The sequence below is a fragment of the Sphingobacterium sp. E70 genome (assembly GCF_019285695.1).
Lineage (GTDB): Bacteria > Bacteroidota > Bacteroidia > Sphingobacteriales > Sphingobacteriaceae > Sphingobacterium > Sphingobacterium detergens.
Window position 1 is genome coordinate 5,317,605 of sequence record NZ_CP079104.1, and the last position, 12,790, is coordinate 5,330,394.

Annotated in this window: 11 protein-coding genes and 3 pseudogenes; 9 read left to right on the forward strand and 5 right to left on the reverse strand. The window is 41.3% G+C overall.

The features are described 5' to 3' along the window. Positions 1 to 59: 59 nt before the first annotated feature. From KUH03_RS47330 to KUH03_RS38085, 8 genes and pseudogenes are all read left to right on the forward strand, one after another. Complete coding sequence (locus tag KUH03_RS47330) at positions 60 to 650, forward strand: efflux RND transporter permease subunit (RefSeq protein WP_306429294.1); 591 nt, start codon at positions 60 to 62, stop codon at positions 648 to 650. Beyond that, entirely contained in the window at positions 617 to 1,039 is a 423-nt protein-coding gene (locus KUH03_RS47335) for an efflux RND transporter permease subunit (RefSeq protein WP_306429295.1), read from the forward strand. Before KUH03_RS47330 ends, KUH03_RS47335 begins: the two co-directional genes overlap by 34 nt. Continuing rightward, positions 1,036 to 1,191 carry an efflux RND transporter permease subunit gene (locus tag KUH03_RS47340; protein ID WP_306429296.1) on the forward strand — a complete coding sequence of 52 codons (156 nt, stop codon included), beginning with the start codon at positions 1,036 to 1,038 and terminating at the stop codon, positions 1,189 to 1,191. Before KUH03_RS47335 ends, KUH03_RS47340 begins: the two co-directional genes overlap by 4 nt. Next, positions 1,191 to 1,745 carry an efflux RND transporter permease subunit gene (locus KUH03_RS47345; protein ID WP_306429297.1) on the forward strand — a complete coding sequence of 185 codons (555 nt, stop codon included), beginning with the start codon at positions 1,191 to 1,193 and terminating at the stop codon, positions 1,743 to 1,745. Before KUH03_RS47340 ends, KUH03_RS47345 begins: the two co-directional genes overlap by 1 nt. 23 nt (positions 1,746 to 1,768) lie before the next feature. Continuing rightward, positions 1,769 to 2,077: a hypothetical protein gene (locus tag KUH03_RS47350; RefSeq protein ID WP_306429298.1), complete on the forward strand. Its 309-nt coding sequence runs from the start codon at positions 1,769 to 1,771 to the stop codon at positions 2,075 to 2,077. Further along, entirely contained in the window at positions 2,074 to 3,195 is a 1,122-nt protein-coding gene (locus tag KUH03_RS47355; protein WP_306429299.1) for an efflux RND transporter permease subunit, read from the forward strand. The genes KUH03_RS47350 and KUH03_RS47355 overlap by 4 nt, the downstream gene beginning before the upstream one ends. A gap of 149 nt (positions 3,196 to 3,344) precedes the next feature. Next, positions 3,345 to 5,186: pseudogene (gene glmS / locus KUH03_RS49790) on the forward strand (glutamine--fructose-6-phosphate transaminase (isomerizing)). Between the two features lie 8 nt (positions 5,187 to 5,194). Further along, entirely contained in the window at positions 5,195 to 7,375 is a 2,181-nt protein-coding gene (locus tag KUH03_RS38085; RefSeq protein ID WP_257089881.1) for a DUF4954 family protein, read from the forward strand. An 89-nt stretch (positions 7,376 to 7,464) separates the two neighbouring features. On the opposite strand, the gene KUH03_RS38090 is transcribed toward KUH03_RS38085, so the two are convergent. From KUH03_RS38090 to lgt, 5 genes and pseudogenes are all read right to left on the reverse strand, one after another. Beyond that, a complete protein-coding gene (locus KUH03_RS38090; protein ID WP_257089882.1) occupies positions 7,465 to 7,995 on the reverse strand; it encodes an AraC family transcriptional regulator in 531 nt (176 codons plus the stop codon). A 203-nt stretch (positions 7,996 to 8,198) separates the two neighbouring features. Next, on the reverse strand, positions 8,199 to 8,327 hold the full coding sequence (locus KUH03_RS38095) for a L,D-transpeptidase (RefSeq protein ID WP_257089883.1): 129 nt from the start codon (positions 8,325 to 8,327) through the stop codon (positions 8,199 to 8,201). A gap of 187 nt (positions 8,328 to 8,514) precedes the next feature. Then, entirely contained in the window at positions 8,515 to 8,739 is a 225-nt protein-coding gene (locus KUH03_RS38100) for a hypothetical protein (protein WP_257089884.1), read from the reverse strand. Positions 8,740 to 8,856: 117 nt separating this feature from the next. Continuing rightward, positions 8,857 to 10,002, reverse strand: a pseudogene (gene trpB / locus KUH03_RS38105) (tryptophan synthase subunit beta). Between the two features lie 697 nt (positions 10,003 to 10,699). Beyond that, the gene (gene lgt / locus KUH03_RS38110) at positions 10,700 to 11,449 is read right to left on the reverse strand and encodes a prolipoprotein diacylglyceryl transferase (RefSeq protein WP_257089885.1); all 750 of its coding nucleotides are present in this window, start codon (positions 11,447 to 11,449) and stop codon (positions 10,700 to 10,702) included. A gap of 448 nt (positions 11,450 to 11,897) precedes the next feature. Here lgt and KUH03_RS38115 point away from each other — a divergent pair. Then, positions 11,898 to 12,789: pseudogene (locus tag KUH03_RS38115) on the forward strand (M20/M25/M40 family metallo-hydrolase). Position 12,790: the final 1 nt, after the last annotated feature.

Consider the following 12,790-nt stretch of genomic DNA (forward strand, 5'->3'; position numbering starts at 1 on the left):
CTGAAAAACAGTAGCAAATGAAGTCGTGGTTTCATTACCATTAAAAACAAATAATTCTAATGAAAATTACCGAAATATCGATAAAACGTCCCAGTATAATTATCGTATTATTTATAATACTGACATTAGGTGGGTTGTTTTCCTATACTCAATTGGGGTACGAGTTAGTCCCTAAATTTGAGATCAACGTAATCACGGTGCAGACGGTCTACCCAGGGGCATCACCCTCCGAAGTAGAAAGCTCGGTGACTAAAAAAATTGAGGATGCAATTTCCTCGCTGGAGAGTATTAAGAAAGTAGAGTCGACTTCGCTGGAAGGTGTATCCATTGTGATGATTACCTTAAATAACGGGGCTGATGTCAACTTTCTGCTTACGGATGCGCAACGGAAGATCAATGCGGTTGTCAACGATCTACCCGATGATGTGAAAACACCATCATTGTCCAAATTCTCTTTGGATGATGTTGCGATTATGAGTCTAGCAGTAACATCTAATTTATCTGAGAAAGAATTGTATGACTTGTTGGACAACAAGATCCAGCCAGTTTTTGCGCGGATCAATGGGGTAGCCAAAGTGGATATGATTGGGGCGAGGAACGTGAAATTCAGATTTCTGTGGATCCTAAGAAAATTGAAGGTTATGGCTTAACAATCGCTCAGGTACAACAGACTGTTGCCTCTTCAAATCTTGATTTTCCTACTGGTAACGTAAGCACACGCGACAACAGAACAACAATCCGTTTGGCGGGTAAAGTAACATCAATTGAAGAATTGCGTAATCTACCGATTACGACACCAGCAGGTGTACAGATATATTTACGCGATATCGCTGATGTGCAGGACGGAATCAAGGAAATCGAGAAAGTGGCCCGTTTGGATCGTCAGAACACCATCTTGTTACAGGTCTTTAAGCAATCGGATGCCAATGCAGTAGCCGTATCTGAAGGTGTTAAAAGACAATTGGACAGGTGGAAAAAGATTATGCAAGCAACAAGATCAAGATTCTTGTCGCAAATGACTCTTCTGATTTTACATTGAATGCTGCCAATAACGTAATCCATGACTTGATGATTGCGATTGCCTTGGTAGGTTTTATCATGTTGTTCTTCTTGCAAAGTTTGCGTAATGCTGCGATTACCATGGTTGCTATTCCATTATCATTGATTGCGACATTTATTGATTGCTGCTGATGGGCTATACCCTAAATCTGATGTCTTTATTGGGATTATCACTGGTTGTCGGTATTCTGGTGGATGATGCGATCGTTGTTATCGAAAATATCCACCGTCACATGGAGATGGGGAAAAATAAAGTGCGTGCAGCATTTGATGGGGCTTCGGAAATCGGTTTTACCGTAACGGCGATTACCTTAGTTATCGTGGTGGTGTTCTTGCCGATTGCGATGTCTACCGGTTTGGTGGCAAACATCCTCGCTCAGTTTTGTGTGACCGTAATTATTTCTACTTTGCTGTCCTTGCTGGTTTCATTTACAGTTGTTCCTTGGTTATATTCCCGTTTCGGAAAACTGGAGCATTTAAGCAAAACTTCTTTCTTCGGACGTATAATCCATGGATTTGAAAGTGGTTTGACAGCTTTTACACATTGGGTATCTGGATTGTTGGTTTGGGCATTAAAAAGCCGGATGAATAAATTGGCAACACTGGGACTAGCAGTAGGCTTATTGGTTGCTTCTTTTATGCTTGTGGTCAAAGGTTACATCGGTTCGGACTTCTTCCTGGAATAGACCGTAAGGAATTTTTCATCCAATTGGAATTGGACAAAGATGCTTCTTTGGAGAAGACCAACTTATTGACGCAAAAGGCTGAAGCTTATATCAAATCTAAGCCGGATGTCAAAGAGATCATCACCACTGTAGGACAGTCTTCGGATGGTATGGCTTCGACAACAGGCTCACGTTATAAATCCGAAATCCACGTTATCATGGATAAGGAAAATTTTGAAGGTAATTCTCAGGTGTATTCTGCGACTTTAAAGCGTGAGCTGGAAAACAAGCTGATCGGTGCGAAGATTAAAACCGTGAATGTCGGTATCATGGGGCTGAGCAGGCGCCGTTGAAATTAACCATCATCGGTTCTTCGGTAGAAGATGCACAGGAATTTGCGGAGAAAGCGGCAGATCAATTGCGTAAGATCCCAGGAGCAGCAGGAGTGAAGTTAACTTCTGAAGCTGGTAACCCTGAGATTAATGTGAAAATTGACCGTGATAAGATGACGTCTTTGGGATTGAACGTATCGACAGTCGGTATGACGATGCAGACTGCCTTTTCTGGAAATACAGACAATAAATATAGAGCGGGTGATAATGAGTATGATATCAATATCCGTTATACAGAAAGTGGTCGTGCGAGCATCGACAATGTTCGCGATTTGAAATTTATCAATAACAAAGGTGCTTCAATTTCATTGGAACAATTTGCAACAGTTTCTTATGGTTCAGGACCTACCTTATTGGAGCGTCGCGATAAATCTCCAGCGGTATCTATTCAGGGGCAGGCAATCGGTAGACCAATGGGTACCGTGGCACAGGAATGGCAGGCTCAATTTGAGAAACTGCCACGCAAACCCGGAATTGTCTTCATTTGGGGTGGTAACATGGAAAATCAGTCGGAAGGTTTCGGAACATTGGGAATTGCATTATTGGCCTCAATTATCTTGGTATACCTTGTGATGGTGGCGCTATATGATAGCTTTATCACACCTTTTGTGGTATTGTTCTCCATTCCATTGTCGTTTATCGGTGCTTTGTTGTTCCTCGCATTGGGTAATCAGACGTTGAATATCTTTACCATTTTGGGTATTATCATGCTGATTGGTTTGGTGGCCAAGAATGCGATCATGCTAGTCGATTTTGCAAACCACCGGAAAGAAGCTGGTGATAGCACTCACGACGCACTGGTCGCTGCTAACCATGCCCGTCTTCGTCCGATCTTGATGACGACAATTGCCATGGTATTCGGTATGATTCCGATTGCCATTGCTACAGGCGATGGTGCGGATATGAACAGAGGTCTGGCAATCGTTATCATCGGTGGTCTATTGTCGTCGCTATTCTTGACGCTCGTTGTCGTGCCGGTGGTATATTCGATCTTTGACCGCTTTGGCAACAAGAAGAAGAAGGACTATGATGCATTGATTGTAGAGGAGTATGATCATGTTGATGTAGCAGAACATTAAACATAAATCAATTTTACAAAAGAAAGGAGGCTAAGTCATTGGTCTCCTTTCTTTTTGTGTTAATTTTAGGTTAATCAATCGATTGCGTAAATATTTTTATTACATTGCGGCGCATTAACAAAATATATATACTTAAAATTGAGACAAGCATGTGTGGAATTGTAGGATACACAGGTTACCGTCAGGCGTATAGTATCGTCATTGATGGATTGAAAAAATTAGAATACCGTGGCTATGACAGTGCTGGAGTGGCGCTGCACAAAGGTGAACAGGTTGATGTTTACAAAAAGACCGGAAAAGTAGTGAATCTAGAAGAATTCGTTTACGGTCAAGATCTCCAGTCAACAACAGGAATAGGGCATACACGTTGGGCCACCCATGGTGAACCTTCTGACCGCAATGCCCATCCACATTATTCAAACAGTGGACGTATCGCGATGATCCATAATGGTATCATTGAAAACTATGCTTCCCTAAAATCAGAATTAATTAATAAAGGTTACCAATTCAAAAGTGATACGGATACTGAAGTACTTGTTAACTTTATCGAAGAGATCCAATCACAAAATGAATGCTCCTAGAAGAAGCAATCCGTATTGCTTTAAAAAGGGTGGTGGGTGCCTATGTGATCCTTGTATTGGAAGCTGGTCATCCAGATCGGATTATTGCCGCTAGAAAGGGAAGTCCCTTGGTTATTGGAATAGGTAAAAATGAGCATTTCTTGGGTTCAGATGCTTCACCGATGTTAGCTTATACCAAAGAAGTTGTTTACATCAATGACTATGAACTCGCGATTATCACACCCGATGAACTAATCCTCAAGAATTTGGGAAATGAGCGGATTACACCGTACATCCAAAAATTGGATCTGGAGTTATCCGCTATTGAAAAAGGTGGTTACGATCACTTTATGCTAAAGGAGATCTTCGAACAGCCACATACGATCTACGATTCAATGCGCGGTCGTCTGGATCTGCAGGCGAAGCAAATTATTCTGAGCGGAATTGAGAAGTACGCGAATGAAATCAGCGGCACCAATCGGATTGTCATTGTTGCCTGTGGTACGAGTTGGCATGCTGGCTTGATTGCCGAATATGTCATCGAAGAACTATGCCGCATCAATGTTGAGGTGGAGTATGCTTCGGAGTTCCGCTACCGCAATCCTGTGATCCATCCTGGAGATGTAATTTTAGCCATCTCACAAAGTGGTGAGACTGCCGATACATTGGTGGCGCTGGAAAATGCGAAAAAACAAGGTGCAATCATTCTAGGCGTGGTTAATGTTGTGGGATCTTCCATCGCACGTCTTTCTGATGCAGGTGCTTATACGCATGCCGGACCTGAAATCGGGGTGGCAAGTACCAAAGCTTTTACCGCACAGCTAACGGTTCTAAACCTGATCGCATTAAAAATTGCAGCCCTAAAAGGATCAATTTCTGAAGAACGTTTTCTGGAACTATCAGAGGAATTGCACGAAGTTCCTGAGAAAGTACAGTGGATCTTGGATACACAGATCGAAAAAAATCCAACAAATTGCAAAAAAATATAAAGACGCAAGGGATTTCTTATTTCTTGGTAGAGGGTATAACTTCCCTGTTGCACTGGAAGGTGCACTAAAGCTAAAAGAGATCTCTTATATTCATGCCGAAGGTTATCCTGCAGCGGAAATGAAACATGGCCCTATTGCTTTGGTCGATGAGAACTTGCCTGTTGTTTTCGTGGCAACCAAGGATGCCTATCATGAAAAGATTGTTTCCAATATCCAGGAGATAAAAGCAAGGAAGGGCAAGATTATTTCTGTAGTTACCAGAGGTGACGCCGTTTCCGAAGGGCTGTCGGATGACTTTATGGAAATTCCGGAGGCAGATGAGATTATTGCGCCTTTAATCTCTGTTGTTCCTTTGCAGTTATTGTCTTATTATATTGGTGTGGAGTTAGGCTTAGATGTTGACAAACCTCGTAATCTCGCCAAATCTGTCACAGTAGAATAAGGAGGCGCATGAGTGTATTAAAGAAAAGACCTTTGGAGCATTTGGGATATGATTTTATCCCAAGTGAATTTCTTCAGGAAGGGCAGGATGAGTATACCCTGCGTTTTCAGCAGAATCCACGCAATGATTACCGTGACCTTACAGTAAATGAGGTTCAGGAGCTGATCGCCAATGGCAATTGGTCCAGTGACTGGTCTAAAGTCAAGGTATCCGCAATTTTTGATCCCAAGCAAATCCAAGGATGTAAATTCTATGGTTTGGTGCGTATTGGAAATCTCAGCCCGAGCTATTTGGAATACCGCAATCTACAACTTCCCATCGGCTTATATCATTCGACTATTATCAGTTCGGATTTTGGCGATGATGTGGCTGTACATCATGTGGGCTATTTATCCTATTTTATTGTGGGTAATGAAGTGCTGTTGAGTCAAATCAAAGAGATGGAGACGGGCAGCACCGCTAAATTTGGGAACGGAATTCTGCGGGACGGTGAAGAATCGGGCAAACGTATTCAATTGGAGCTCTGCAATGAAAATGGTGCCCGCTCGGTGTATCCTTTTGATGGAATGCAGGCGGCAGATGTCTATCTGTGGACACGAAATCGTCATGATCGGGCGTTACAACATCGTTTTGAAGAACTGACCGACCAAAAATTTGGCACACAACGTGGATATTATAGCCAGATCGGTGATCGCTGCGTTATCAAAAATACGTTCACGATCAAGAATGTTAAGATCGGTACCGATGCCTACATCAAAGGGGTGAATAAGCTTAAGAACGTAACGGTTAACTCTTCACAGGAATCCTATACGCAAATTGGTGAGGGCTGTGAGCTGGTCAATGGGATCATTGGCTACGGTTGCCGTATATTCTATGGAGTCAAAGCGGTACGTTTTATTTTGGCCTCTTATTCGCAGCTGAAATATGGTGCAAGGTTGATCAATTCTTATCTGGGTGATAATTCGACGATATCCTGCTGTGAAGTGCTCAATTCCCTCATTTTTCCAGCGCATGAACAACACCATAATAATTCTTTCCTATGTGCTGCATTGGTGATGGGACAAAGTAATATGGCTGCTGGGGCTACCGTTGGGTCAAACCATAATTCCAGGGCAGCTGATGGTGAGATTATTGCAGGGCGTGGTTTTTGGCCGGGCTTATGCGTGAGCCTCAAACACAACTCGAGATTTGCCTCTTACTGTTTAATTGTCAAGGGCGATTTTTTACATGAGTTGGATATCCAATTGCCTTTTACGCTGGTAAGTAACGATGTACAGCATGATAGGCTTGTACTTATTCCAGGGTATTGGTTTATGTATAATATGTACGCCTTGGTACGTAATGCCAATAAGTACGAAGCACGAGACAATAGGCATTTTAAAAATCAATATTTTGAGTACGATATGTTGGCTCCTGATACGGTCAATGAGATGTTTTCTGGAATGGAAACACTTGCTTTTGCGGTATCGGAAAGCCTTCAACAGGAAGAGGATAAGACACGGGAGGAGCGTATTGTGGCTGGGCGTGCCTTACTTGCCAATAATATTGATCTAAAAGATAAGACCATTGTTTTATCCGGAGCAGAGAATTCGCGCCGACCTACAGTGATTCAAAAAGTTGGCGAGGCCTATCATCTTTATCGCTCATTCATCAAGTATTATGGTGTTTTGCACCTGATGGATGCATTGGAGGAAGGTCGATCACTCGATGATATCATCGAGAGCCTTGCTGGCGAACAACGGACAAACTGGGAAAATATCGGTGGACAGCTTATAGAAAGTACTGCATTGCAGGTTTTTCTGGATGATATCAAGTCCAAAAAAATAGACTCCTGGGATGATATTCATGAGTTTTATCATGAGCGTAGCAAGGATTATCCATTAGATAAACGAAAGCATGCCTTATTGTCACTGATTGAAATTTTGACTTTGGAAGGTATGGAAATATCCAGAGATAAAATTGTATCTTTGTTGGATCAGGCTTTGGGACACCGAATCTGGATAGGCGAGCAGATCTATAAATCCCGCGCTAAAGATTACAAAAATCCGTTCAAGAATATGGTGTATGCCAATGATGAGGAACGCGATATAGTCGTCGGGAAGTTGACAGAAAACTCCTTTATCAATCAACAACAGGAAGAATTAGAGATATTTAAAATAAGGGTTGCTAATTTGAAAGGGCAATTTTAAAAGAAAGGCTTCCGCTCGGAAGCCTTTTCTTTTTATCTTTAGGTACCAGATAGCGATCTGATCGGTTCTACGCATATATGCAGGAAAGTTTATCCAGCATCTTGAATCTTATCCAAGGGTTTCCGTTTATTTTCTTTGATATGCTTAAAATGACTTGGTGTCAGCCCAGTTACTTTTTTGAACTGATTGCTTAAATAAGCAACACTGGAGTAATTCAGTTGATAGGCGATCTCGCTTAGAGTCAGTTCATCATAGACCAGTAACTCCTTGACATATTCGATTTTCTGGCTGATGAAATATTTCTCAATCGTCATGCCTTCGACATCCGAAAATAGATTCGAAATATAGTTGTAATCGTGATAAATCTGATTACTTATTATTTCCGATAAATTGAGATTGGTGTTGTTGTTTTGGTTGCGGATTAGATCCAGCACCAAATGTTTGACCTGTTCAATAAGTACTGTCCGCTTGTCGTCGATCAATTCAAAGCCAAGGGCGGAAAAGCTCTCGGCCAATTGAGCAGACTGTTCTCTGTTTAACGTTTCTTCAATTTCGACCTGTCCTAAAGAAATATGTTTAATGTGAAGATTAAGCTTGGCCAATTCATTTTCGACAACCATGATGCATCTATTGCATACCATATTCTTTATTGCGAGCTTCATTCGATTTTTTTAATACAAGTTACAAATCTAAACCCAAAAATCGCAAATTAATCGGACATTCTGTTGTAAGATTTGGGGCATATGTTGTAGAGTTTTGGTGCAGTAAAATCGCATGATCGAGATGCAGTAGTTTTAGATGGCTAAAATGTGCGGCGTTGACACTATGGATTAATCTCAATAGGGGTGCCTATAGGAACAGCGCGGTAGAGCTCATCAATTTCTGTGTTGGTCAATGCCATACAGCCTAAGGTCCAGTCTACACAACGTTGTAGTTTACCAATAAAGCCCATTCCGTTTCGCAGCCCATGAATTTTGATGTCACCACCGGCAGTTTTCCCTAGAGTTTTGGCATGGGCAACATCCTTTTCATTGGGATAGGAGACCCTAAGTTTTTATGGTAGTCACTGTATTGATTCTTATCGTTGATATAATATAATCCTTCGGGAGTTTTTAGGTCACCCTCAATCTCTTTTGCGCCTACGGGCTGTCCACCGAGTGAGACCTGGTAGGATTTGAGTAATTTCCCCGCGCATAAGCCAATAAGGTCCGTTTGGACTTATACACCACAAGCCTGTCGATTACAGCATTTTTTGATAAACGGGATTCCGGATAGAGGTTGTAGACTGTCAGCGCCAAAATGGATAGGAGCAATACGACAATACCTACTTTTAGCCAGTTGCCTGGACTCTTGCTTCGCTTCATAGGATCTATGTTATTTATATATCGTTTTGTGTATTTGACAGCTGTCTGATCCGCGTCAATGTAAGATACAAAGTCCCTGCAAAGGGACTTTGTATTGTTATTTGAAATGGTCAGTTGTTAAAATTCACGATCCACATCCTTGTCGCCACGTCCGGATAGATTGACGATAGCAAGCTTATTTTTGTCTTTAGCAGCTTAATGGCCAATGCAACAGCATGTGACGATTCGATTGCCGGAATAATTCCCTCTAATTTTGAAAGCAGTTTATACGCTGCGATGGCTTCATCATCTGTTACTGGGTAATAGTTTGCTCTATTGCTGTCCTTTAAATCTGCATGTTGGGGTGATATACCCGGATAGTCCAGTCCTGCAGATACCGAAGTAGAAGGAATTGGGTTGCCCGCATCGTCAACCAGGCAATAGGAATATGTGCCCTGGAATACAGTGGGGTTACCAAAAGATAGGGTAGCGGCTGTTTTAGGGTAGGTTCCCGAACCACCACCTTCGCCACCATTGATTTCAACTTCCTGATCTTCTAGGAAACCTGAAAATAATCCAATGGCATTTGATCCACCGCCTACACAGGCAAAGATACTATCTGGAAGACGTCCTTCTTGTTCAAGAATCTGTTGTCTGGCTTCTTTCCCGATAACGCTCTGAAAATATCCAACCATTTTTGGGTAGGGATGTGGTCCGACATGTGAACCCAAAAGGTAATAGGAAGAAGGGTTTTCGACATAGTACATCAATGCTGCGTCAACGGCGTCTTTAAGTGTACGGCTTCCGAGGTTTGTTGTGACAACCTGAGCGCCCAATAGTTCCATCCGTTTTACGTTCAATGCCTGACGGGCAGCATCAATCTCTCCCATAAATACCTTACAGGGGATATTTAACAATGCCGCCGCTGTGGCTGTTGCAACACCATGTTGCCCTGCACCGGTTTCAGCTATGATCTCGGTAGCACCATTTGTTTGGCCAATAAAATCTGACCAATGCAATTGTTTATTTTGTGTGAACCCGTATGGTTTAGATCCTCCGCTTTAGATAGATTCTGGAACCAACATATTCACTTAGGTTCTTTGCAAAATACAAAGGTGATGGACGTCCTACATAGTGTTTAAGGATGGAAATAAATTCTTTTTGGAATTCTTCTTTCTGTACATGGCTATCGAAAAATTCAGCTAACTTGTTTAACTGACTTTCCAGAACAGGTGGGATAAAAGATCCGCCATACTCACCATATTTACCATTGTATTGAAGCATGTTTTCGTTCGCTTCCACAGATGCACACTTTTCTAGACTCATTTTAGGCTTAAGTTTTCTTGTTGTAAAAATGTTTGATAATAAAAGAAGCCTAAATATAGTAATCTTTGTAGGTTTTGGATAAAAACAACAAAATATGTTTATGAGTTGGATGTAGATAGTTGAATCAGGTTCATTCCTTCACAACGATTTTAGGAATTTCAATATAATTAGCAAGACTTATATACTATCTATTTGTATAGAAAAAGCTAAATAATACGTGTTTTGTGTATTTTATTTCTATTCAAAAGAATTGTATTGTTATATAAATGTATGCTTATTATTTTTAATTATATATAATTAGTTTATAGAGTCCGTGTTCCAAGCGTTATTTGACAATTGTTTGTACCTTATCTGAGACTGATTCGGCCCTGATTCGCCCCTAGAAGCAGGTTTGAGCATGGTGCAAACAATATCAGTCTACACTTAATCCGTGTCTAACACGGACTCAACACGGATTCATGGTGGACTCAGTACGGTTTCATGGCGACCAAGATGTGACGCTGTGCAGGAGCAGGTTGCTACTGTGGTCAAGCAGAAACCGAAGCATTGACGAAGCAAATTTAGCTTTCGAATAGGACTAAAAAAAGGCACCTTTCTCATAAAAGGTGCCTTGTGAAAGAGGTGTTTTGCGAACAATAGTCGATTATAGCCTGTTTTACGCTTTTGGTTTGCGGAAAATAAAATAGATCCCCACCAAAATAAAAGGTATACTCAGCAATTGCCCCATATTGAGTAGCATGCTTTGTTCAAAATCTTCCTGATCAATTTTAAAATGTTCCAATACCATCCGTGCACCAAATAACAAGACCATAAAAATGCCGAATAATTTTCCTTTTTGACGATTCGGGTTTGACTTGAATAGGGAGCCGATAATAATAAAGATGATAATATAAGCGATGGCTTCATAGAGCTGACCTGGATGGCGAGGGATGTTGTCATGACGGTCAAAAATGATTGCCCAAGGTAAATCTGTAGGGGTACCGACCATCTCAGAATTGAAAAAATTTCCGATACGGATCAGTGCACCAGCAATAGGAACGACCACAACCAATCGGTCTGCCAACCATAAAAAGTCTGTTTTTGTTTTGCGGCAGAAGAGGTAAAGTGCCGTGAGGATACCGATAGCCCCACCATGAGAAGCTAATCCGGCGAAACCTGTGACCTGAAATCCGTTTTTATCCCATTTGAAAGGAAGGAAAATTTCTAGAATATGGTCTTTATAATAGTCAAAATCGTAGAACAGACAATGACCAAGTCGTGCGCCAATCAACGTGCCGAGGAAGATATAGATGGAAAGTTGATCCAGTTGTTCTTGTGTGCGGCCTTCTTTTTGAAAATACGCAACATAATGACATAGGAAACAAAAAAGCGAGGAGCCAACATAAGGCGTAGTAACGGAGGGCAAACGCGCCAAGGTTGAACATCTCGGGATCAATATTCCAATGTATAGCACTTAGTATTGAATTCATATATTTTATGTCTGTTTAAATTACCATGGTAAAGATAAGGTTTAATCTTATTTTTCAATAAAATCAAAGTTAAATGTAAAAGGAATATTCCAAAAACATTTTTACTTTTGCATTTCATTGAAATTTTCATATTTTGACGAAAGTAAATAGAAAAGGAAAAGATGGCTGAAAAGAATAAGAAAAAGAACAGAAAACGACTGCGGTCGTAACAAAAGAGTCGCTTTCATTTTTTGAAAATATATAAACAACGCTTCTCCCACAGGTTTTGAATGGGAAGGTCAACGTTTATGGCTGGATTATCTGAAACCTTATGTGGACGAAACATTCGTGGATAATTATGGTACCGCAGTTGGTGTTATCAACCCCAAAGCAAGTTATAAAGTAGTGATCGAAGCACACGCCGATGAAATCTCCTGGTTTGTTAATTACATTACAAAGGATGGATTGATCTACGTGGTGCGTAATGGTGGTTCTGATCATCAGATTGCACCTTCCAAACGCGTGAACATTCATACAGAAAAAGGAATCGTGAAAGCAGTATTTGGCTGGCCCGCCATTCATACACGTTCGGGGAGAAAGAAGAGAATCCTTCGTTGAAAAATATCTTTTGGATTGTGGATGCAGCAGCAAAGAAGAGGTAGAAGCCTTGGGTGTACATGTGGGTTGTGTGATTACCTATGAAGACACTTTCTCAATCTTAAATGACCGTTACTATATCGGACGGGCCCTGGATAATCGTGCAGGAGGCTTTATGATTGCTGAGGTTGCACGCCTGTTAAAAGAGAATAAAAAGAAATTGCCATTTGGATTATATATCGTAAATTCGGTGCAGGAAGAGATTGGTTTGCGTGGTGCTGAAATGATTGCAGACCGTATAAAACCGAATGTTGCCATTGTGACAGATGTGACACACGATACCCAGACGCCGATGATCAACAAGATCACACAAGGAGATTTATTCTCCGGAAAAGGTCCGGTATTGTCTTATGCGCCAGCAGTTCAGGTCAATTTGAATAAACTGTTGGTTAAAGTTGCTGAGGAGAACAATATCCCATTCCAACGTCAGGCATGTTCACGTTACACGGGGACAGATACAGATGCTTTTGCATACAGCAATGGTGGTGTGCCTTCAGCGTTGATTTCTTTGCCGTTGCGTTATATGCATACAACGGTTGAGATGGTGCATAAAGAAGATGTTGACAATGTGATCCGTTTGATCTATCAAACATTGTTGAATATCGAGGATGGACAGGACTTTAGAACATTTACAAAATAAA

Coding starts and splice junctions, on each gene's coding strand:
- KUH03_RS47330 (WP_306429294.1), top strand. CDS start 60: ATGAAAATTACCGAAATATCGATAAAACGTCCCAGTATAATTATCGTA.
- KUH03_RS47345 (WP_306429297.1), top strand. CDS start 1,191: ATGGGCTATACCCTAAATCTGATGTCTTTATTGGGATTATCACTGGTT.
- KUH03_RS38085 (WP_257089881.1), top strand. CDS start 5,195: ATGAGTGTATTAAAGAAAAGACCTTTGGAGCATTTGGGATATGATTTT.
- KUH03_RS38090 (WP_257089882.1), bottom strand. CDS start 7,995: ATGGTTGTCGAAAATGAATTGGCCAAGCTTAATCTTCACATTAAACAT.
- KUH03_RS38095 (WP_257089883.1), bottom strand. CDS start 8,327: ATGGGCTTTATTGGTAAACTACAACGTTGTGTAGACTGGACCTTAGGC.
- KUH03_RS38100 (WP_257089884.1), bottom strand. CDS start 8,739: ATGAAGCGAAGCAAGAGTCCAGGCAACTGGCTAAAAGTAGGTATTGTC.